General features: G+C 71.5%; 20 protein-coding genes and 1 tRNA gene. 13 read left to right on the forward strand and 8 right to left on the reverse strand.

The annotated features are described in order from the left end of the window. The first annotated feature begins 50 nt into the window (after positions 1 to 50). Entirely contained in the window at positions 51 to 308 is a 258-nt protein-coding gene (locus LN251_RS09010) for a hypothetical protein (RefSeq protein ID WP_058925140.1), read from the forward strand. A 13-nt stretch (positions 309 to 321) separates the two neighbouring features. After that, positions 322 to 2,139, forward strand: a complete 1,818-nt coding sequence (glmS, locus tag LN251_RS09015) for a glutamine--fructose-6-phosphate transaminase (isomerizing) (RefSeq protein WP_458243942.1) — start codon at positions 322 to 324, stop codon at positions 2,137 to 2,139. A 264-nt stretch (positions 2,140 to 2,403) separates the two neighbouring features. Here the strand turns inward: glmS and LN251_RS09020 are convergent, their stop codons facing one another. Continuing rightward, on the reverse strand, positions 2,404 to 2,931 hold the full coding sequence (locus LN251_RS09020) for a universal stress protein (RefSeq protein ID WP_058925138.1): 528 nt from the start codon (positions 2,929 to 2,931) through the stop codon (positions 2,404 to 2,406). Between the two features lie 309 nt (positions 2,932 to 3,240). Between LN251_RS09020 and LN251_RS09025 the strand changes: the two genes are divergently transcribed. From LN251_RS09025 to LN251_RS09045, 5 genes are all read left to right on the forward strand, one after another. Then, positions 3,241 to 3,564 (forward strand): hypothetical protein, encoded by a 324-nt coding sequence (locus LN251_RS09025; protein WP_458243943.1) that lies wholly within the window; start codon positions 3,241 to 3,243, stop codon positions 3,562 to 3,564. Between the two features lie 378 nt (positions 3,565 to 3,942). Next, positions 3,943 to 5,172 (forward strand): helix-turn-helix domain-containing protein, encoded by a 1,230-nt coding sequence (locus LN251_RS09030; RefSeq protein ID WP_458243944.1) that lies wholly within the window; start codon positions 3,943 to 3,945, stop codon positions 5,170 to 5,172. Between the two features lie 167 nt (positions 5,173 to 5,339). Beyond that, positions 5,340 to 5,948: an oligoribonuclease gene (orn, locus tag LN251_RS09035; protein ID WP_249836980.1), complete on the forward strand. Its 609-nt coding sequence runs from the start codon at positions 5,340 to 5,342 to the stop codon at positions 5,946 to 5,948. Between the two features lie 108 nt (positions 5,949 to 6,056). Then, positions 6,057 to 6,129, forward strand: a tRNA-His gene (locus LN251_RS09040). 74 nt (positions 6,130 to 6,203) lie between these two features. Continuing rightward, the gene (locus tag LN251_RS09045; protein ID WP_458243945.1) at positions 6,204 to 6,722 is read left to right on the forward strand and encodes a GNAT family N-acetyltransferase; all 519 of its coding nucleotides are present in this window, start codon (positions 6,204 to 6,206) and stop codon (positions 6,720 to 6,722) included. A 142-nt stretch (positions 6,723 to 6,864) separates the two neighbouring features. Here LN251_RS09045 and LN251_RS09050 read toward each other — a convergent pair whose 3' ends face one another. Next, positions 6,865 to 7,923, reverse strand: a complete 1,059-nt coding sequence (locus LN251_RS09050; protein WP_458243946.1) for a LacI family DNA-binding transcriptional regulator — start codon at positions 7,921 to 7,923, stop codon at positions 6,865 to 6,867. A gap of 352 nt (positions 7,924 to 8,275) precedes the next feature. Here LN251_RS09050 and LN251_RS09055 point away from each other — a divergent pair, with 352 nt between their 5' ends. The 4 genes from LN251_RS09055 to LN251_RS09070 all read left to right on the forward strand — a co-directional run bounded on the left by LN251_RS09055 (position 8,276) and on the right by LN251_RS09070 (position 13,029). Continuing rightward, positions 8,276 to 9,598, forward strand: coding sequence for an ABC transporter substrate-binding protein (locus tag LN251_RS09055; protein ID WP_458243947.1), 1,323 nt, complete (start codon positions 8,276 to 8,278; stop codon positions 9,596 to 9,598). Next, entirely contained in the window at positions 9,595 to 10,620 is a 1,026-nt protein-coding gene (locus LN251_RS09060; RefSeq protein WP_458243948.1) for a carbohydrate ABC transporter permease, read from the forward strand. Before LN251_RS09055 ends, LN251_RS09060 begins: the two co-directional genes overlap by 4 nt. Further along, entirely contained in the window at positions 10,617 to 11,510 is an 894-nt protein-coding gene (locus LN251_RS09065; protein ID WP_458243949.1) for a carbohydrate ABC transporter permease, read from the forward strand. Before LN251_RS09060 ends, LN251_RS09065 begins: the two co-directional genes overlap by 4 nt. A 79-nt stretch (positions 11,511 to 11,589) precedes the next feature. Further along, entirely contained in the window at positions 11,590 to 13,029 is a 1,440-nt protein-coding gene (locus LN251_RS09070; RefSeq protein ID WP_458243950.1) for a GH1 family beta-glucosidase, read from the forward strand. 103 nt (positions 13,030 to 13,132) lie between these two features. On the opposite strand, the gene LN251_RS09075 is transcribed toward LN251_RS09070, so the two are convergent. The 3 genes from LN251_RS09075 to LN251_RS09085 all read right to left on the reverse strand — a co-directional run bounded on the left by LN251_RS09075 (position 13,133) and on the right by LN251_RS09085 (position 16,853). Beyond that, complete coding sequence (locus LN251_RS09075) at positions 13,133 to 14,593, reverse strand: glycoside hydrolase family 18 protein (RefSeq protein ID WP_458243951.1); 1,461 nt, start codon at positions 14,591 to 14,593, stop codon at positions 13,133 to 13,135. A gap of 182 nt (positions 14,594 to 14,775) precedes the next feature. Beyond that, positions 14,776 to 16,152, reverse strand: coding sequence for a sensor histidine kinase (locus tag LN251_RS09080; protein ID WP_458243952.1), 1,377 nt, complete (start codon positions 16,150 to 16,152; stop codon positions 14,776 to 14,778). Continuing rightward, the gene (locus tag LN251_RS09085) at positions 16,149 to 16,853 is read right to left on the reverse strand and encodes a response regulator transcription factor (protein WP_362989512.1); all 705 of its coding nucleotides are present in this window, start codon (positions 16,851 to 16,853) and stop codon (positions 16,149 to 16,151) included. The genes LN251_RS09080 and LN251_RS09085 overlap by 4 nt, the downstream gene beginning before the upstream one ends. Before the next feature lie 97 nt (positions 16,854 to 16,950). Here LN251_RS09085 and LN251_RS09090 point away from each other — a divergent pair, with 97 nt between their 5' ends. Beyond that, the gene (locus LN251_RS09090; RefSeq protein ID WP_458243953.1) at positions 16,951 to 17,460 is read left to right on the forward strand and encodes a hypothetical protein; all 510 of its coding nucleotides are present in this window, start codon (positions 16,951 to 16,953) and stop codon (positions 17,458 to 17,460) included. Between the two features lie 6 nt (positions 17,461 to 17,466). Here the strand turns inward: LN251_RS09090 and LN251_RS09095 are convergent, their stop codons facing one another. Then, positions 17,467 to 18,336 carry a spermidine synthase gene (locus tag LN251_RS09095; RefSeq protein ID WP_458243954.1) on the reverse strand — a complete coding sequence of 290 codons (870 nt, stop codon included), beginning with the start codon at positions 18,334 to 18,336 and terminating at the stop codon, positions 17,467 to 17,469. 48 nt (positions 18,337 to 18,384) lie between these two features. Continuing rightward, positions 18,385 to 18,816 carry a hypothetical protein gene (locus LN251_RS09100; RefSeq protein WP_458243955.1) on the reverse strand — a complete coding sequence of 144 codons (432 nt, stop codon included), beginning with the start codon at positions 18,814 to 18,816 and terminating at the stop codon, positions 18,385 to 18,387. A gap of 271 nt (positions 18,817 to 19,087) precedes the next feature. Here LN251_RS09100 and LN251_RS09105 point away from each other — a divergent pair, with 271 nt between their 5' ends. Further along, a complete protein-coding gene (locus LN251_RS09105) occupies positions 19,088 to 20,530 on the forward strand; it encodes a hypothetical protein (protein ID WP_458243956.1) in 1,443 nt (480 codons plus the stop codon). Positions 20,531 to 20,545: 15 nt separating this feature from the next. On the opposite strand, the gene LN251_RS09110 is transcribed toward LN251_RS09105, so the two are convergent. Continuing rightward, complete coding sequence (locus LN251_RS09110; RefSeq protein WP_458243957.1) at positions 20,546 to 21,139, reverse strand: histidine phosphatase family protein; 594 nt, start codon at positions 21,137 to 21,139, stop codon at positions 20,546 to 20,548. Between the last annotated feature and the right edge of the window lie 76 nt (positions 21,140 to 21,215).

Raw genomic sequence — 21,215 nt, forward strand, 5'->3', positions numbered from 1 at the left:
ATCGGGCAGGATTGTTGCGAAAGGCTCGCTCGTACCCCAGGATCTACCGAGTGCACGACGAACTCGTTGATCACCTGACGCGGTCCTCACCCCTGAGCCGGGGCGAGGCGCTGCGGGTGATCCAGGACGTGCTCGCCTACTTCGACGAGACGACCACCGAGTTCGTCCGTCGCCGCCACCGCGAGTTGCAGGCCCAGGGCCTGGTGAACGCGGAGATCTTCGAACGGATCGCGGCGGACCTGTCATACCGGGCGGTCGCGCCGCCGGAGCTCACGCTCCGGCAGCTGCGCCGTATGGTCTACGGCTGAGGAATACGTATACATGTGCGGAATCGTCGGATACATCGGGAAGCGTGACGTCGCTCCCCTCCTGCTGGAGGGCCTGCAGCGCCTCGAATACCGCGGCTACGACTCGGCGGGCATCGTCGTCACCTCCCCGAAGACGGCCGGCCTGAAGATGGTCAAGGCCAAGGGCCGGGTGCGCGACCTGGAGGCGAAGGTCCCGGCGCGCTTCAAGGGCACCACCGGTATCGCCCACACCCGCTGGGCCACCCACGGCGCCCCGTCCGACGTGAACGCCCACCCGCACATGTCGGCCGACCACAAGGTCGCCGTCGTGCACAACGGCATCATCGACAACGCCTCCGACCTGCGCCGCAAGCTGGAGGCGGACGGCGTCGAGTTCCTCTCCGAGACCGACACCGAGGTCCTCACCCACCTGATCGCCCGCTCGCAGGCCGAGAACCTGGAGGACAAGGTCCGCGAGACCCTGCGGGTCATCGAGGGCACGTACGGCATCGCCGTGATGCACGCCGACTTCCCCGACCGCATCGTGGTGGCGCGCAACGGCTCCCCGGTCGTCCTCGGCATCGGCGAGAAGGAGATGTTCGTCGCCTCGGACATCGCCGCGCTGGTCGCCCACACGCGGCAGATAGTGACCCTCGACGACGGCGAGATGGCCACGCTCAAGGCCGACGACTTCCGCACCTTCACCACCGAGGGCACCCGGACGACGTCGGAGCCGACCACCGTGGAGTGGGAGGCGGCCTCCTACGACATGGGCGGCCACGACACCTACATGCACAAGGAGATCCACGAGCAGGCCGAGGCGGTCGACCGGGTCCTGCGCGGCCGCATCGACGACCGTTTCTCGACCGTCCACCTCGGCGGCCTGAACCTGGACGCCCGCGAGGCCCGGCAGATCCGCCGGGTGAAGATCCTCGGCTGCGGCACCAGCTACCACGCGGGCATGATCGGCGCCCAGATGATCGAGGAGCTGGCCCGCATCCCCGCGGACGCCGAGCCGGCCTCCGAGTTCCGCTACCGCAACGCGGTCGTGGACCCCGACACCCTGTACGTCGCCGTCTCCCAGTCCGGCGAGACCTACGACGTCCTGGCCGCCGTCCAGGAGCTCAAGCGCAAGGGCGCGCGAGTCTTCGGCATCGTCAACGTGGTCGGCTCGGCGATCGCCCGCGAGGCGGACGCCGGCATCTACGTGCACGCCGGCCCCGAGGTCTGCGTCGTGTCCACCAAGTGCTTCACGAACACCACGGTCGCCTTCGCGCTGCTCGCCCTGCACCTGGGCCGCACCCGTGACCTCTCGGTCCGCGACGGCAAACGGATCATCGAGGGCCTGCGCAGGCTGCCCGAGCAGATCACCGAGGTCCTCCAGCAGGAGGACGAGATCAAGAAGCTGGCTGAGCAGTACGCCGCGGCCCGCTCGATGCTCTTCATCGGCCGGGTCCGCGGCTACCCGGTGGCCCGTGAGGCGTCCCTGAAGCTCAAGGAGGTCTCCTACATCCACGCGGAGGCCTACCCCGCCTCCGAGCTCAAGCACGGCCCCCTCGCCCTCATCGAGCCGGCCCTCCCCACGGTGGCGATCGTCCCCGACGACGACCTGCTGGAGAAGAACCGCGCCGCGATGGAGGAGATCAAGGCCCGCAGCGGCCGGATCCTGGCGGTCGCCCACCAGCCCCAGGAGAAGGCCGACCACACGATCGTCGTGCCCAAGAACGAGGACGAGCTCGACCCGATCCTGATGGGCATCCCCCTCCAACTGCTCGCTTACCACACGGCACTTGCCCTCGGCCGGGACATCGACAAGCCGCGCAACCTCGCGAAGTCGGTGACGGTGGAGTAGCGGCCGCCCGGCGGCAACCGCCCTGCCCGCGGCCGGACTTGGACGGCCCGGACGTGAACGACCCCCTGTGCGCCACCAGCACAGGGGGTCGTTCCTTCAGGGACCGGAGCCGCCCAACGCTCCGGTCCGCCGCTGCGTCAGCCGGTGGCCGTCACCCCCCGGCCTGCAGCGCGTCGCGCAAGAGGTATGCCCTTCACAAAGGCACAAACACCTCTACGCGCGAGTAGTTTCGCGCTGCACCAAGGGAGTTGGGGAGCGGGCGCCTCAGGGGATGACGATGACGGGCCGCTTCGCCCGCTTGGCGAGCCGTCCCGCGACGGAGCCGAAGATCCGCCCGACGATGCCGTGCGTCGACCCGACGACGATCGCGTCGGCCTCGTACTCGCGCCCCACCTCTTCGAGTTCGTGGCAGATGTCGCCACCGCGCTCGACCAGGATCCAGGGCACTTCGGCGAGGTACTCGGCACAGGCGAGCTCGAGCCCGAGCACCTCGGTGCGGTGATCCGGCACGTCCACGAAGACCGGCGGCTCGCAGCCGGCCCACACCGTGGTGGGCAGCCGGTTGGCGACGTGCACGATGATCAGGCCCGAGCCGGAGCGGTGGGCCATGCCGATGGCGTACGCGAGGGCGCGCTCACTGGACGTGGAGCCGTCGAAACCGACGACCACGCCGTGCTTGAAGGCGGGATCGCAGGAATGGCGTGGCTCTTCCGCCGCCAGGGGCTCGGCCGCCGTGGGGTCGGCGACGGGCCGCTTGCGGTCCCTGGGTTCGAAGAATTCGTGACCGGCCATGGCTGTCTCGGCGTTGTGATCCTTTATGGGAGGGACGACAGTGTGCGGCGGAGCTGTCCGGGAATCATCTTTCCCGCCCCATACCCCCAAGGGTACGGCGGCACGCCTCCTTAGCCCAGATCCCGCCCTCCGTCGGTGGGGGTTCCAGGGAGCATGCACGAGGGGGCGCCCGTAACGCAATGGTTGCTGCGCTGTACAGGCGGTTCGCGCAGGATTCAACCGTCGCGGCCCCACATCCGGTACGGACGCGCAGTGACCGACCGGTCGAACAGGCGTTGAACCCGGTGAGCCGTCCCCCAGGGAGCCCGCATGCCCGGACCGTCCCCCACCCCCGACCCGTCCCGCCCGCCCGAGAACCCCGCGACCGACGTCGTGCGCTGGGCGGCCTTCAGCTGCGTCCTGGTCCCGGTGGTCCTCCTCTGGTACGGCACCTCGCTCGCCGGGGCGGCGGGAACCGCCCTCGGCCTCGCCGCCGTCACAGCGGTGTGCCGGCTGCTGCTGCGCCGGTCCGAGCGGGCCGCGGCCCGGGTAGCGGCGGAGGAGAACGCACCTCACCGCGGGCGCCGTCACAGAACGGGTACGGGCGCTCACCGAGGCGGACGCCACACCGGCGGAAGTACACCGGTCGGCTGACCGGTTTCCCACTACGGGCCCGACGCTTTTCAGCCAACTTCCGAGACCCGTGCATCTCACCCCCGAACCACCCCCCAACCCCCGTTCGACCTGCACGGACAGGGGGTACGGAGCCCCGCGTACCCTATGTGGATTGGCCACCGCCACAAGGCGCACTTCCCTGCACGGCCCACGAGTGCAACGCTTCGTGATCGAATGCTTCACGCCAAGTTGCCATGTCGACAATGTGCCGGTTCCCGAACTGGGTCACCCCGGCACCACGGGACACAGTAGATTCGATCTTGACGTCTTACGGCGGGGGACTCGTGCAGGACCGAGGGGAAACGTGCAGGAGCGACACAACCGAGGAGCCGCGACCACCGAGGGGGGCTTAGCAGTATGAGCCACGACTCCACCGCCGCGCCGGAAGCCGCGGCCCGGAAGCTGTCCGGGCGACGCCGCAAGGAGATCGTCGCGGTGCTGCTGTTCAGCGGCGGCCCCATCTTCGAGAGTTCCATTCCGCTGTCGGTGTTCGGGATTGACCGCCAGGACGCCGGCGTGCCGCGCTACCGCCTGTTGGTGGCGGCCGGCGAGGAAGGCCCGCTGCGGACCACAGGGGGCCTGGAACTCACCGCGCCACATGGCCTGGAGGCGATCTCGCGCGCCGGGACGGTCGTCGTGCCGGCCTGGCGCTCGATCACCTCACCGCCACCGGAGGAGGCGCTCGACGCTCTGCGCCGGGCGCACGAGGAAGGCGCCCGCATAGTCGGGCTGTGCACCGGCGCCTTCGTGCTGGCGGCGGCGGGCCTGCTGGACGGCCGCCCGGCGACGACACACTGGATGTACGCACCGACGCTGGCCAAGCGCTATCCGTCGGTGCACGTGGATCCGAGGGAACTCTTCGTCGACGACGGAGACGTACTGACATCGGCCGGTACGGCGGCCGGAATCGACCTCTGTCTCCACATCGTCCGCACGGACCACGGCAACGAGGCGGCCGGCGCGCTCGCCCGCCGCCTGGTGGTCCCGCCACGCCGGACAGGAGGCCAGGAACGCTACCTGGACCGCTCTTTACCGGAGGAGATCGGCGCCGACCCGCTCGCCGAGGTCGTCGCCTGGGCGCTGGAGCACCTCCACGAGCAGTTCGACGTGGAGACGCTCGCCGCGCGCGCGTACATGAGCCGCCGCACCTTCGACCGCCGTTTCCGGTCGCTGACGGGCAGCGCCCCGCTGCAGTGGCTGATCACGCAGCGGGTGCTGCAGGCCCAGCGTCTGCTGGAGACGTCCGACTACTCGGTGGACGAGGTCGCGGGCCGCTGCGGCTTCCGCTCGCCGGTGGCGCTGCGCGGCCACTTCCGCCGTCAGCTCGGCTCGTCGCCGGCGGCGTACCGCGCCGCGTACCGGGCCCGGCGTCCGCAGGGCGAGAAGCCGGCCGACGTCGACAGCGCGTCCGGCCCGCCGCCCCTGCTGCACCCCGACCAACCGGTGCCGCTGCAGAGCCGGCGGGCGGCGGCCAGTGCGGTGGGAGCGGGACCGTCCCTATCGACGGCGACCGCCTCAGCGGACAACGGCCGCGAGGCCTACATGGCCGGCCGCGCGAGCGTACCGGGCCAGCGCAGCGGCACCTGACCTGACGGAGCCTCTTGAACGCCGGGCGGGAAAACTCAGCCCGTCCGGCGTTTGAGGACGAGGCCCCTTCAGGGCCGACGGCGGGGGTCCAGGGGGCGGCAGCCCCCTGGTACACCAACCCGGACACCGGTCACCCCAAAAGCAAGCGCCAGCTTTAGGGTGGTCGCATGAACGATCGCATGGTGTGGATCGACTGCGAGATGACCGGCCTCTCGCTGTCCGACGACGCGCTCATCGAGGTGGCCGCCCTCGTCACCGACTCCGAGCTGAACGTGCTCGGCGAAGGAGTCGACATCGTCATCCGGCCGCCGGACCAGGCCCTGGAGACGATGCCGGAGGTGGTGCGTCAGATGCACACCGCGTCCGGTCTGCTGGCGGAACTCTCCGGCGGCACGACCCTGGCGGACGCCGAGGACCAGGTCCTCTCCTACGTCCGCGAGCACGTCAAGGAGCCCGGCAAGGCCCCGCTGTGCGGCAACTCGGTCGGCACGGACCGCGGTTTCCTGCTGCGCGACATGCCGACCCTGGAGGACTACCTCCACTACCGCATCGTCGACGTCAGCTCCATCAAGGAACTCGCCCGGCGCTGGTACCCCCGCGCCTACTTCAACAGCCCCGAGAAGAACGGCAACCACCGCGCCCTCGCCGACATCCGGGAGTCGATCGCCGAGCTGCGCTACTACCGCGAGGCCATCTTCGTACCGCAGCCCGGCCCGGACTCGGACACCGCCAGATCGATCGCCGCCAAGCACGTCCTGCCTGCTCAGCAAGGATGACACCGGGCGCCGGAGGGGGGCCGCGAAAGCCGTGCGCGAGCACCCCTTCGGACCCTGTACACTTTTTCTCGGCCGGTCGGAAAGACGTCAAGTCCACCGCCGGTCATGGTGGGTGTAGCTCAGCTGGTAGAGCACCTGGTTGTGGTCCAGGATGTCGCGGGTTCGAGTCCCGTCACTCACCCTGAACGATCAGCCGGTGGCTCCGTGAAGACGGAGCCACCGGCTGATTCGCGTTTCCGGCACAGGGAGCCGACGATGACCGAGCCCCCTTCCCCGCTCACCGAGCCGTTCCGGACGCCCCGCCTGGACGCCGTCCCGCTGAGCGTCGGTCACGCCGACGAGATGGCCGCCGTGCTGTCGGACCCGGCGCTGCACACCTTCATCGGCGGCAGCCCGAGCTCCCCCGAGGCCCTGCGCACCCGCTACGAGCGGCTGGTCGCCGGCTGCCCCGATCCGGCCGTCTCCTGGTGCAACTGGGTCCTGCGGCGCCGCGAGGACTCCCGGCTGGTGGGCACGGTCCAGGCCACCGTCACGGGACCGGACGCGGAGATCGCCTGGGTGGTCGGCACGCCCTGGCAGGGCCGCGGCTACGCCTCCGAGGCGGCCCGCGGGCTCGTGGCACTGCTCGGCCGGCACACCTCGGTGTCCACGGTCACGGCGCACATCCACCCCGACCACGCGGCCTCCGCCGCCGTCGCCCGCGCGGCCGGCCTGACCCCGACGGACGAGGAACAGGAGGGCGAACGCCGCTGGCGCCTGGTCCTCCCCCGCTGACCGCACGGCCCGTCGTCGGCGCCTGTTCTCCACTCGCGGCGCCCCACGGCCCGTCGCCGGAGCCCAGCCCGCCACCGCCGGGCGGACGACCTCGCCTCGACGCCCGCGCACGCGCCTCGGGACGCCCTACCGAGCGGAGCCGTCAGGACGACGCCCGCGCCTCCAGCTCCGTGGCCAGCACCACCTGCCGCCGCTCCAGCCCGCGTGACGCCGCCGGGCGGCGGTCGGCGATCTCCTCCAGGAGGAGGTCGATCATGCGGCGGCCCATCTCCTCGATGGGCTGGCGGACGCTGGTGAGCGGTGGCTCCATGTGGCGGGCGATGGCCGAGTCGTCGTAGCCGACGAGCGCCACGTCGTCGGGGATGCGGCGGCCCTCCTCGCGCAGGACCTGGCGGGCGCCGGCCGCCATGACGTCCGAACCCGCGAAGACCGCGTCCAGGTCGGGGCAGCGGGAGAGCAGACGGGTCATCGCGCGGCGGCCCCCCTCCTCGGTGAAGTCGCCCGGTTCGATCAGGCTCTCGTCGACCCCGTGACCCGCGTCGCGCAGGGCGTCGCGGTAGCCGTCGACGCGGCGCTGGGCGCCGTAGACGTCGAGCCGGCCGGTGATGTGGGCGATCTTGCGGCGGCCCCGGGAGAGCAGGTGCTCGGCGGCCGAGCGGCCGCCGCCGTAGTTGTCGGAGTCCACCGAGGTCAGGGTCTCGGCGGCGGACCGGGGGCCGCTGATGACCGCCGGGATCTCCAGCTGGGACAGCAGGTCGGGGAGCGGGTCGTCCGCGTGGACCGAGACCAGCAGGACGCCGTCCACACGGTGCGCGGCCAGGTACTGGGCGAGCCTGCGGCGCTCCCGGTCGCTGCCCGCGAAGATCAGCAGCAGTTGCATCTCCGTGTCGGAGATCTCCGCCCCCACGCCCTTGAGCATGTCGGAGAAGTACGGCTCGGCGAAGAAGCGGGTCTCCGGCTCGGGGACCACCAGGGCGATCGCGTCGGTGCGGTTGGCGGCCAGGGCGCGTGCGGCCGTGTTGGGGACGTAGCCGAGCTCGGCGACCGCGGCCTCGACCGCCGCGCGGGTCGCCCCGCTGACGCGGGGGGAGCCGTTGATGACGCGGGAGACCGTGCCGCGGCCGACGCCGGCCCGCGCGGCGACCTCCTCGAGGGTGGGCCGGCCTCCGCTGCGACCCCGCGCTCCGTGGCCTGTTGCCATTGGCTCCGCCCTCCCATGGACCTACGTTGGCTGGAATCTAACAGCCCCGCCGTCAGCGGTGACTGCGACAGGGTGCCGTCGTCCCCGGGCCGGGGACCGTCTGGAGGGAGCAGGTCACGGACCCTGCTATTCCACTTAACGGCCAGATAACTGAACGCATAACTCCGCGTCTGCTCCCTTGACACCCTCGCCGGAACCGACGAACCTTCAACACATCACCTGTGGGAGCGCTCCCACGGTACCTGACACATACACATCCCGCACGTTCCCCGCCCGAGCCGCAGCGAGTATGAACGGGCCCAACAATGCCGTTGGCCGGGGGGTCGGCACGTCAGGCAACAGGAGGACGCAAATGGGCACGAGTACCCGACGGTCCCGCAGGCTCATGGCCGTCGCGGCCGTGGCCGCGCTGGCCACGGGGCTGCTGGCCGGCTGCTCCAAGGACTCGGACAGCGGTTCGTCGAACGACGGTGGGGGCAGCGGCAAGGGCAAGACCACGCTGACCATCGGCACCTTCGGTGTGTTCGGCTACAAGCAGGCCGGACTCTACGACGAGTACATGAAGCTGCACCCGAACATCAGCATCAAGGAGAACGTCACCACTCGTACCGACGTGTACTGGCCGAAGGTGCTCACCCGCCTTCAGGCCGGCTCCGGCACGGACGACGTCCAGGCCATCGAGGTCGGCAACATCACCGAGGCCGTGCAGACGCAGGGCAGCAAGTTCGTCGACCTCGGCAAGGACGTCGACAAGTCCCAGTGGCTGGACTGGAAGAACGCCCAGGCCACCACGAAGGACGGCAAGCTGATCGGGCTCGGCACGGACGTCGGTCCCATGGCGATCTGCTACCGCAAGGACCTGTTCAAGAAGGCCGGCCTCGAGACGGACCGCACCAAGCTCGCCGCGCAGTGGAAGGGCGACTGGGCGAAGTACGTCGACCTGGGCAAGGAGTACATGAAGAAGGCGCCCAAGGGCACCAAGTTCGTGGACTCGGCCTCCTCGATCTACAACGCGGCCCTCGGCGGCGCGAGCGAGCGCTACTACGACAAGAGCGGCAACGTCATCTGGGACAAGTCGGCGGGCGTGAAGAAGGCCTGGGACGTCGCGATGTCGGTGGCCACCAGCAACATGTCGGCCAAGCTGAAGCAGTTCGACAAGCCGTGGGACCAGGGCTACGCCAACGCGTCCTTCGCCACGGTGGCCTGCCCGGCCTGGATGATCGGCTACATCGAGCAGAAGTCCGGCGACGCCGGCAAGGGCAACTGGGACGTGGCCGCGGCTCCCACCGCGTCCAACTGGGGCGGCTCCTTCCTCGGCGTGCCGACGGCGGGCAAGCACCAGAAGGAGGCCATCGCCCTGGCGAAGTGGCTGACCGCGCCCGAGCAGCAGGCGAAGGTCTTCGCCAAGCAGGCCAGCTTCCCGTCGACCCCGTCGGCGTACGCGAACCTGAAGCCGGCCGCCGACACCACGGCGTACTTCTCCGACGCGCCGATCACGCAGATCTTCGGTGACTCGGCGAAGACCATCCCCGTCCAGGTCTTCGGCATCAAGGACCAGCCGATCAACACCGCGATCACGGACGTCGGCATCCTTCAGGTCGAGCAGAAGGGCAAGAGCCCCTCGCAGGGCTGGGACGCGGCCAAGAACGAGATCAAGGACGTGCTCGGCCAGTGACCAGCTCCAAGGCTCTCGCGCACCCCGCGACGAGCGCCGACGCCGCGCCCGGCACTTCGCCGGGCGCGGCCCGGGGCGCTCACGGTCGCGGTACACCCCCCCAGGGCCCCTCGTCCTGGCGCAGCCGGCTGTACCGCTGGGACATGAAGGCGTCCCCGTACGCGTTCATCGCTCCCTTCTTCATCATCTTCGGGGCCTTCTCGCTGGTCCCGCTGCTGTACACGGCCTGGTACTCGCTGCACAACGTGCAGCTCTCCTCGCTGGACACCCAGACCTGGGCCGGCCTGGACAACTACAAGAACCTGCTCAGCTCGGACTTCTTCTGGAACGCCCTGAAGAACACCTTCACGATCGGCCTGATCTCGACGGTGCCGCAGCTGATGGCCGCGATCGGGCTGGCCCACCTGCTGAACTACCGGCTGCGCGGCTCCACGGTCTGGCGGGTCGTGATGCTCACCCCGTACGCCACCTCGGTGGCGGCGGCGACGCTCGTCTTCACGCTGCTGTACTCGTGGGACGGCGGCATGATCAACTGGATCCTGCACTTCGTCGGGATCGACCCGATCAACTGGCGTGAGTCCGACTGGGGTTCGCAGTTCGCGGTGTCGTCGATCGTCATCTGGCGGTGGACCGGCTACAACGCGCTGATCTACCTCGCGGCGATGCAGGCGATCCCGACCGACCTCTACGAGTCGGCGGCGATCGACGGCGCCAACCGCTGGGAGCAGTTCCGGCACGTGACGATCCCGCAGCTCAGGCCGACCATCCTGTTCACCGTGGTGGTCTCCACCATCGGCGCGACCCAGCTCTTCGGCGAGCCCCTGCTGTTCGGCGGGGTCAGCGGGTCCAAGGGCGGCTCGGAGCACCAGTACCAGACGCTCGGTCTGTACATGTACGACCAGGGCTGGATCATCGGCAACCTCGGCAAGGCGTCGGCGATCGCCTGGTCGATGTTCCTGATCCTGATGATCATCGCGGTGATCAACCTGCTGTTCACCCGACGCCTGAGGAAGTCCCAATGACCACCAGTGACCTGACGCTGCCTCAGGCGAGGCCGAAGAAGACCCGCAGCCGCCGTGTGATGGGCGCGGGCAAGCAGCTGCACGCGGGCCCGGTGACCTACGTCGTCCTGGGGATCTTCGCGCTGGTCTCGCTGGCGCCCCTGGTCTGGACGGCGATCGCCGCCTCGCGCACCGACCGGCGGCTGGCCCAGACGCCCCCGCCGCTGTGGTTCGGCGGGAACCTGTTCAAGAACATGCAGGCCGCCTGGGACCAGGCCGGGCTCGGCACGGCGATGCTCAACAGCGTGATCGTCGCGGGCACCATCACCGTCAGCACGGTGGTGTTCTCCACGCTCGCCGGGTTCGCCTTCGCCAAGCTGCGGTTCAAGTTCTCCGGGGTCCTGCTGCTGCTGACCATCGGCACGATGATGATCCCGCCGCAGCTGGCAGTCGTACCGCTGTACCTGTGGATGTCGGACCTCGGCTGGTCGAACCAGCTGCAGACGGTCATCCTTCCGACGCTGGTGACGGCCTTCGGCACGTTCTTCATGCGCCAGTACCTGGTGCAGGCGCTGCCGAGCGAGCTGATCGAGGCGGCGCGGGTCGACGGGGCGAGCAGCCTGAGAGTCGTGTGGCACGTGGTCTTCCCCGCGGCGCGGCCCGCGATGGCCGTCCTCGGCCTGCTGACCTTCGTGTTCGCCTGGAACGACTTCCTGTGGCCGATCATCGCCCTGACCCAGCAGAACCCGACCGTGCAGGTCGCGCTGAACTCGCTCGGCACCGGGTACGTCCCCGACCAGGCCGTGATCATGGCGGGTGCGCTGCTGGGCACGCTGCCGCTGCTCATCGCGTTCCTGCTGTTCGGCAAGCAGATCGTCGGCGGCATCATGGCCGGCGCGATCAAGGGCTGACGCCCGGGGCCGAGGGCGACGCCCGAAAACCCCTCATACGAATTCTCCGGTCCGTACGACCTCTCATGGGAGCGCTTCCATGCCTCGACCCGCAACGCCGGCCACCCCGGTGACCTTTCCCCCCGCCTTCCTCTGGGGCGCGGCGACCTCCGCGTACCAGATCGAGGGGGCGGTGCGGGAGGACGGCCGTACGCCCTCGATCTGGGACACCTTCAGCCATACGCCCGGCAAGACCGCCGGCGGCGAGCACGGTGACATCGCTGTCGACCACTACCACCGCTACCGCGACGACGTGGCCATGATGGCCGAGCTGGGCCTGACGGCCTACCGGTTCTCGATCTCCTGGTCCCGGGTGCAGCCGACGGGCCGGGGACCCGCCGTCCAGGTCGGCCTGGACTTCTACCGCCGCCTGGTCGACGAGCTGCTGGACCACGGCATCAAGCCGGCCGTCACCCTCTACCACTGGGACCTGCCCCAGGAGCTGGAGGACGCGGGCGGCTGGCCGGAGCGGGACACCGCCTACCGGTTCGCCGAGTACGCGCAGATCGTCGGCGAGGCGCTGGGCGACCGGGTGGAGCAGTGGATCACGCTGAACGAGCCGTGGTGCAGCGCGTTCCTGGGCTACGCCTCCGGGGTGCACGCCCCGGGCCGCACCGACCCCGAGGCGTCACTCCGGGCCGCGCACCACCTCAACCTGGCCCACGGCCTGGGCACTTCGGCGCTGCGCGCGGCCATGCCGGCCCGCAACTCCGTCGCCCTCAGCCTGAACTCCTCGGTGGTGAGGCCGCTTTCGCCGCAGGACCCGGCGGACCTGGCCGCGGTGCGCAAGATCGACGACCTGGCGAACGGGATCTTCCACGGCCCGATCCTGCACGGCGCCTACCCGGAGTCGCTGCTGTCGGCGACCTCGTCGATCACGGACTGGTCGTACGTCCTCGACGGCGACCTGCGCGCGATCCACCAGCCGCTGGACGCGCTGGGCCTCAACTACTACACGCCGACCCTGGTCTCGGCGGCGAAGACCCCGGTGGCCGGCCCGCGCACCGACGGCCACGGCGCCAGCGAGCACTCCCCGTGGCCGGGCGCCGACGACGTCTCCTTCCACCAGACGCCGGGCGAGCGCACGGAGATGGGCTGGACAATCGACCCGACGGGCCTGCACGAGCTGATCATGCGCTACTCGCGCGAGGCTCCCGGTCTGCCGCTGTACATCACCGAGAACGGCGCCGCCTGCGACGACAAGCCCGACCCCGACGGCAGCGTCCACGACCCCGAGCGCATCGCCTACCTGCACGGGCACCTCTCGGCGGTCCGCCGCGCCATCACCGACGGCGCGGACGTCCGCGGCTACTACCTGTGGTCGCTGATGGACAACTTCGAGTGGGCGTACGGCTACGAGAAGCGCTTCGGCGCGGTCTACGTCGACTACGCCACCCTCGCCCGTACGCCGAAGTCGAGCGCCTACTGGTACGGACAGGCGGCACGGTCCGGAACGCTGCCGCCGGTGATCTCCGACTGACCGGAAGACCGGCCGCGCGGGCGGCGGGAGAGCGGGGGGCGGGGCGCGGCGGCCGAGGGGGACGCCGCGCCCCGTTTCTGTTCAGGGCCTGTGCGCGTGCCGGTCAGTTGAAGGCGCCGAAGGCCTTGGAGAAGGCGAACGCGCTCTGGGTGATCGAGCTGCAGGTGGCGTCGGCGGTGGGCTTGGTGCCGCCGGCGCACTGCTTGTCGCGGGTGGCGGACCACATCGACAGCCCGCCCAGGCCCTTGGACTTGGCGAAGTCCACCAGCTGGGTGGCGTCGTCGACCTTGAAGACCTCGGTGGAGACGTCGTTGACGCCGATCATCGGGGTCACGGCGACCGCCTTCCACGCCGCGCTGTCGGAGAGCCCGAGGACGCTCTTGACCTGGGCCTGGGTGGCGGTCGCGGCCTGCTCGGCGTAGGTGCCCATGTCGCCGCTGTAGGAGGCGCCGTAGTCCATCGCCATGATGTTGACGGTGGAGGTCTTCACACCGTTGGACTTGGCGTTCGACAGGAGGTTCACGCCGTCCTGGGTGAGGCCCTCGGGCATCACGGGCAGGGTGAACGACACGTCCAGGCCGGGGTGCTGGGCCTGGAGCTTGGCTATCGCCTGGGCGCGGCGGGTGTTGGCCGCCGTGTTCGGCAGCGCGCCGCCCTCGACGTCGAAGTCGACCTTGGTCAGCTTGTAGGCGTCCACGACCTTCCCGTACGCCGCGGCCAGCGCGTCCGCCGAGGAGCAGGTCGTGGCCAGCTCGGAGCCGGAGGCGCCGCCGAAGGAGACCCGGACGTCGCCGCCCTTGGCGCGCAGCGAGCCGATCTGGGCGGCGACGCCGTCGCTGCCGAGGTCCGTCACGCCGCCCCACTTGGGCGTGCAGCCGCCGCCGTCGGTGACGAACGCGAGGTTGTAGGTCTTCACTCCGGTGGCGTCGGCGCTCGCGAGCAGGTCGAAGGCCGGGTAGAGGGAGGTGTCGACGTAGGGCGCGAAGCCGGCGCTCGTGGTGGTGCCCGTGCCGGTGCCGGTGCCGGTGCCCGTGCTCTGGGAGGGGGTGGGGGTGGCGGTGGGGGTCGCCGTGGGGGTGGGCGTCGCCGTCGGGGTCGGGGACTCGGTGGGGCGGCCGCTCGGCTCGGGCGTCGGGCCGTCGTCCGCGGAGCACTTGGCGCCGTCGATGACACAGCCCTTCGGGTCCGCGGTGCCGTTGACGACGAAGCCGACGGTGACGGACTTGCCGGGCGCGAGGCCGTCGGTGTCCCACTTCGCCGGGGTCACGGTGACGTGCTGCCCGCTCACGGCCGACTCCGCGTTCCACAGGGAACTGAGCTTGGCGCCCGACGGCAGGTCGAACTCCAGCTTCCAGGTCTTCTCCGTCGCGCCGCTGTTGTTCGTCACGACGTACTGGGCGGTGTAACCCGTCGACCAGTCACTGGTCTTCGTGTACGCGGCCCCGATGCCGGCGGCCTGAGCGGTACCGCTGAGCAGGACGGCGCCACCGCCCACGACCGCCGCGGCCACCAGACCGCCGATCGCCTTGTTCCTGCCGCTGATCCTGCGCCGGTGCGTGCTCATGCGCGTGCCTGCCTTCGCTCTTCACGGGGGTGGGGTGCGGCAGCACGCTAGCGAGCCGAAATCGGGCAAAGCCCCTGATCCGGGCGGGGGTTGCGGATCTTAGGGTGCGCTTAAGGAAGGGATCGGGGGTGGTTAAAGGTAGAGACCAATACGGCCACCGCTGCCGGTCCTCGCGTTCCCGCTCACCTCGCGACGGCGCGCCTGCGCCGACGCACCGACCGGTGCCCGCGGCCGCCCGGCGTCCGGGCCCGGCCGTCCAGCTGGATCCAGATGCGCACCTCGGTCCCGCCGAGGACGGACGAGCCGATCCGCACGTCGCCGCCGGTCGACTCCGCGAGCCGCCGGACGATGTCCAGCCCGAGGCCGGTGGAGCCGTCGCTGCCCGATCCGCGCCCGCGCGCCATGGCCGCCTCGGGGTCGAGGATGCCCGGGCCCGCGTCGGAGACGAGCACGATCACCGCGTCCTCACCGTTGTGCAGGTCGACCGCGAAGGCCGTGCCCTCGGCGGTGTGCCGGAAGACGTTGCCGAGCAGGGCGTCCAGCGCCGCTGCGAGATCCGCCCGGGCCACGGGTATCCGCACCGGCCGGTCGGCGCCGGCGACCCGCCACTTGCGGCCCTCGTCCTCGGCCAGCGCCGACCAGAACGCCATCCGCTCGCGCACCACCTCGGCCGCGTCGCACCCGGCGCCCGGCCCGGCCGCGGCGGTCTGCGGCTTGGCCTCCCGGGCGGTACGGATGATCGTGTCGACCTCGCGCTCCAGCTGGGCGACCGCGGCCCGGGTCTGGTCCGCGGCGGGCCCTTCCCCGAGCGAGGCGGCGTTGAGCCGCAGCACGGTCAGGGGGGTGCGCAGCCGGTGGGACAGATCCGCGGCCAACTCGCGCTCATTGGCCAGGAGTTGGACGACCTGGTCGGCCATGGAGTTGAACGCGACCGCCGCCAGGCGCAGTTCGGTCGGCCCCTCCTCCGGCACCCGCGCCCCCAGCTTGCCCTCCCCCAGTTCGTGCGCGCCCTCGACCAGCCGCTGGGCGGGCTGCACCATCCGCACCCCCAGCCGGTCGGCGACCGCGACGGACCCGACGATCAGCGCGACGCCGACGCCGGCGAGCACCGCCCAGGCCGTGCCGACGCCGTTGCTGACCTCGGACTCGGGCACGAACACCTCGACCACCGCGATAGCGCCGGAGCTGACGGCCACCGGCGAGAGCAGCGTGAAGCCGCCGGGGACCTCTGTGGTGGAGGCGCGGCCCAGCTTGCGCACGGTGGCGATGTCCTTGCCGGCGGCGCGGCTGCGCCCGATGTCGACGGCGGCCCTGCCGTCGGCCGACGGTATGTGCACGGCCACGCCGGCGTCGGAGCCCGCCGAGGCGACGACCTTCTCCAACTGGTCGCGCTCGGTGGTGATGGACAGTGCCGGGGCGACGGCGGCGGCCTGCCGCTCGGCGTTGGAGAACGCCCGGTCCCGGGCCATCTCCTTGATGACGAGCCCGAGCGGCACGGCGAAGGCGACCACGACCATCGCCGTCACCGCCAGACAGACCTTGACCAGAGCCCATCTCATCGGGGCACCTCCCCGCCCGGCGGCTCCAGCTTCACGCCGACGCCCCGCAGCGTGTGCAGATAGCGCGGCTGCGCCGCCGTCTCGCCCAACTTCCGCCGCAACCAGGACAGATGGACGTCGATGGTCTGGTCGTCGCCGTAGGACTGCTGCCACACCTCGGCGAGGAGCTCCTTGCGGGCCACGACGACTCCGGGGCGGCCGGCCAGGAAGGCGAGCAGGTCGAACTCGCGGCGGGTGAGGTCGAGCCGGACGCCGTCCAGCTCTGCCTGGCGGCGCAGCGGGTCGACGGTCAGGCCGCCGACCCGCAGCACGCTGGACGGCGGGACCTCACCGGCGGCGGTGCGGGAGCGCCGTAGCACCGCCGCCATCCTCGCCGAGAGGTGCTCCACCGAGAACGGCTTGGTCAGGTAGTCGTCCGCGCCCGCGTTCAGCAGCCGGACGATCTCCGTCTCGTCGTCCCGGGCGGTGGCGATGATCACGGGCACGTCCGTGATGCCGCGCAGCATCTTCAGCGCCTCGGAGCCGTCCAGATCAGGCAGACCGAGGTCCAGGACGACCACGTCGAAACGGAAATGGGCGACCTCGCGCAGCGCCTCCAGCGCCGTGCCGACACTGCGCACGGTGTGCGCGGCATCGGTCAGGTGCCGGATCAGCGCCGAACGCACGAACTGGTCGTCCTCGACCACGAGCACACTTGCCATGCGCGGCACCGTACGCCATGCGGGCGGGCCGCACCGGAGCCTGTGGATAACTCCGAGCATGTGCGGCCCGTGGGGCGCGTGAGGCAGTATGACCGCGATGCGCAGAGGACTCGTACACGTACTGGCTTGGTCGCTCGCCACGGGCGCGGCGGTCACGCTGTCGTGGTGGGGCGTCCACACGGTGATGGCGGGCACGGCCTACGACCCGCCGCGCGCCCTGCCCATCACGGCGGCCGACGCGACCACGCAGGAGTCGAAGCCACTGGCGTCGTCGACGAGGCGGCCCTCCCCGAAGCCGAGGCGCAGCGCGTCGCCGAAGCCGTCCGCGACCTCGGCGCCGGCGCCCTCGAAGACACCGTCCCCCAAGCCGTCGCACAGCGCGTCCGGCCAGGTGAAGAGCTATGACACCGCCGGCGGCCGGGTGGTGTTCGACCTCGCTCCGGCCTCCGCGACGCTCGTCATGGCGGCCCCGGCCACCGGCTGGTCGATGCAGACGTGGAAGACGGACACGTGGATCCGGGTGGAGTTCACCTCGGGCACGGACAAGGTGTCGGTGATCTGCGCCTGGCACGACGGACCGCCGCACGTGGACGTGGGCAACTACTAGCCGGAGCTAGCGGAAGACGGAGGGGGGCGGGGCGGGGGACGCCGTCGCCTCGGCGTCGGTGACGGGGAGCGCGCCGCCGGTGAAGTCCAGCAGGGCGCGGCCGTGTTCGACGCGGGCCGGGTGCGGGTCGGAGGCGGCGCGGCGGGTGAGTTCGGCGACCGGCAGCGGGGTGTCGCAGGCGACGAGGACGGCGTTGCCGAAGCGCTTGCCGCGCAGCACGGCCGGGTCGGCGATCAGCGCGAGTTCGGGGAAGCGGGCGGCGGCGGTGGCGATCTGGCCGCGCAGGTGGGCCAGCGGCGGGCCGTCGGCGAGGTTGGCGGCATACGTCCCGCCCGGCCTGAGGACGCGGCGTACGTCGTCCAGGAACTCCGTCGAGTTCAGGTGGGCGGGCGTGCGGGCGCCGCTGAAGACGTCCGCGACGACGAGGTCGGCCCAGCCGTCGAGGACCTTGGCGAGCCCTTCGCGGGCGTCCGCGGAACGCACCCGGATCCGGGCGTTCTGGTCCAACGGCAGGCATCTGCGCACCAGTTGGACGAGGGCGGCGTCGCGCTCGACGACCTGCTGGGTGGAGCGGGGGCGGGTGGCGGCGACGTAGCGGGCGAGGGTCAGGGCGCCCCCGCCGAGGTGCACGGCGTGCACGGGTCTTCCGGCCGGGGCGGCGAGGTCGATGACGTGGCCGAGGCGGCGCTGGTACTCGAAGGAGAGGTGGGTGGGGTCGTCGAGATCGACGTGCGACTGCGGCGCCCCGTCGATCAGCAGCGTCCAGGCGCGCACCCGGTCCCGGTCGGGTATGAGCTCGGCGAGTCCCCCGTCGACGGCCTCGACGACGGCTTCGGCACCGGCACCGCCGCGCCGCGGACTCCTGGACTTTCCCATTGCGCCATTATCGGCACCCCGGGGCCGCCCCGCCCGCCCGGACCGGTGTCAGCGGCAGTTGTCGGCGGCCTCGATCAGCCGGGCCGCCTCGCCGAGCGCCGCCCGCAGCACCGCCGGATCGGTCGCGAGGTCGACGTCGCCGGGGGGCAGCAGCCAGTCGGACCCCTCGGCGAGCGGCTCGGGGGCCAGGCTCATCCGCCGCCCGTCGGTCTGCGTGCACGTACTGCCCGGCACGTCCCAGGCGGCGGCCGTGCCGGGCGGGACCAGGAAGCCGAGGGTGTCGCAGCCGTCGTCGTGCAGGACGGGCCCGACGGCGTCGCCGGCCCCGCGGCGCAGGATGTCGACGGCCTCCAGCCCCTGCCGGGCCGGCACGGTGACGAGATCGCAGGGGCCCTCGGGCAGGGGCGGCGGGCTGTGGTCCGGGGTCGGGGCGTGCCCCGCCGTCGTCATCGGCGTCGTCTTCATCCCGGCCTCCACCACGGAACCCCTCCTTGAACGAAGCGGCTCGGGAGTCGGGCGGCTCCCGGTCCACCGGGTTCAACGCGGGCACGCGTCAACGGCTACGGCGGAAATGCGCCACAAAGGATGGCAGTTCATGGCAGATCCGGGATGAGATATCCGGTTTGTAGGCAAACCCTGCGTGGCGGGTCCGGCACAGCGGGTACGTTCTTGCCCGCCGGAAACGGGGTTTCACGGATCAACCGACCTCAAACCCGGCATGGTTCGACGGTTCGCACGAGAGGACCCGGCCATGGCGTCGTCAAAGGTGACTTCGTCCCAGCCCATGCCCGCCCGGCCGGCACGGCCCAATGCCGCCTTCCGCCGGCTGCGCGGCCGGCGCTCACCGGCCGAGTTCGCCGCGGCGGTACGGCGGGCCGCGCGGGAGATCGGGGAGCGGGTCAGCTGCGACGCGCGCTACGTGGGCCGCGTGGAGGCGGGCGAGATCCGCTGCCCCAACTACGCCTACGAGCGGGTGTTCCTGCACATGTTCCCCGGCCGCACGCTCACCGACCTGGGCTTCGCTCCCCGGTCGTCCGTACGCGGGCGGCGGGCGCACACCGACGAGGACGCGCCGCCCGCTCCGCCGACGAGCCGGGCGGGGGCGATCGGTGAGACTCCGGGGGCGCGGGCGCCGTATGACACACCGCACCACGAGATGTACGACGACTTCGAGGAGAGCGACGTGCTGCGTCGCGCATTCATGACCGGCGGCGCCACCGTGGCCGCGGCCACGCTGGGCCCCATCGGGCTCGCCTTCGACGCCGCAGCGGCGGGGCGGCCCGTCCACCGCGCCGGGACCAGCCACGCGCACGCGTTGGAGGAGGCGGTCCGCAGGATCCGGCTGCTGGACGACCGGCACGGCGCGGACGGCCTCTACCGGCGGGCGTCGCTTCCGCTGCGCGCCGCCTACGCACTGCTGGACGCCGGCGCGACCCGGCAGACGACCGCCGACCGGCTGCACTCGGGCGCCGGTGAACTCGCCATCTCGGTGGGCTGGCTGGCGCACGACTCGGGGCGCCTCGACGACGCCCGCTCGCACTACGCGGAAGCCCTCGCGACCGCCCGGATGACCGGCGACGACGGGCTGGAGGCGCACGCCTTCTGCAACACCGCCTTCCTCGCGCGCGACGCGGGGCGGCCGCGCGAGGCGGTGCGGGCGGCACAGGCCGCGCAGCGCGTGGGCCGCGGCCTGGGGTCCGACCGCCTGATGTCGCTGCTCGCGCTGCGCGAGGCGGGCGGCTGGGCGGGGCTCGCCGACCGCACCGGCTGCGAACAGGCGCTCGCCCGCGCGCAGGTCCTCTTCGAGCGGGGCCCCTCGGACGCCGACCCCGAGTGGATGAGCTTCTACGGGGAGGCCGAGCTGGAGGGTTTGGAGGCGCAGTGCTGGTCGACGCTGGGCGACTGGCCGCGCGCCGCCCGGCACGCGCGCCGCGCCGCACACCTTCAGGACCCGCACTTCACCCGCAACATCGCCCTGTACACGGCGGAACTGGCGGACGACCTCGCGCGCGGGGGCCGCCCGGACGAGGCGGCGGACGCGGGGACGCGGGTGCTGGACCTGCTGGACCAGGTGCAGTCGTCCCGGGTCCAGACGATGCTCGCGGGGACGGCGAGGGTACTGCTGCCGCACCGGCGGGCGACGGGGGTCTCGGAGTTCCTGGAGCGACACGCCTCGGTGCCACGCACGGCATGAGGACACCGGCGCGCCCTAGGGCTGGTGGCCCGAGTCGTTCCAGCTCTCGATGGCCGGCTCCCCGTAGGCCCACCCCAGGACCGACAGCGACGTCGGGTTGAGCCTGATGCGCGCCGCGAAGTCGATCGGCAGGCCGAGCCAGCGCGCCCCGATCGACCGCAGGATGTGCCCGTGCGCGAACACCAGCACGTCCCGGTCGGCCGAGCGCGCCCAGGCCACCACCTCGTCGGCCCGGGCGGTCACCTCGGAGAGCGACTCCCCCTCGGGCACCCCGTCCCGCCAGATCAGCCAGCCGGGCCGCACGGCCTGGATCTCGTCCGGCGTCATGCCCTCGTAGGCCCCGTAGTCCCACTCCATGAGCGCGTCCCAGACGGCCGCCCGCTCACCGAACCCGGCGAGGTCGCACGTCTCACGCGCGCGTGCCAGCGGGCTGGTGCGCACCTCCACCCCGGGCAGGCCCTCGAACGGCGCCCGGTGCAGGCGCTCGCCGAGCAGCTTCGCGCCCCGGCGGCCCTCCTCCAGGAGCGGGACGTCGGTCCTGCCGGTGTGCTTTCCGGACAGTGACCACTCGGTCTGTCCGTGCCGGGCCAGCAGGATGCGCGGTGCCATGAGCGGGAAACCCTTCCGGAAGAAATCGCAGGCGGAACCGTTCCATCATCCCGCACCCCGTGCGGGGGCAACCCGG

The organism is Streptomyces sp. MAI_2237 (assembly GCF_054189285.1).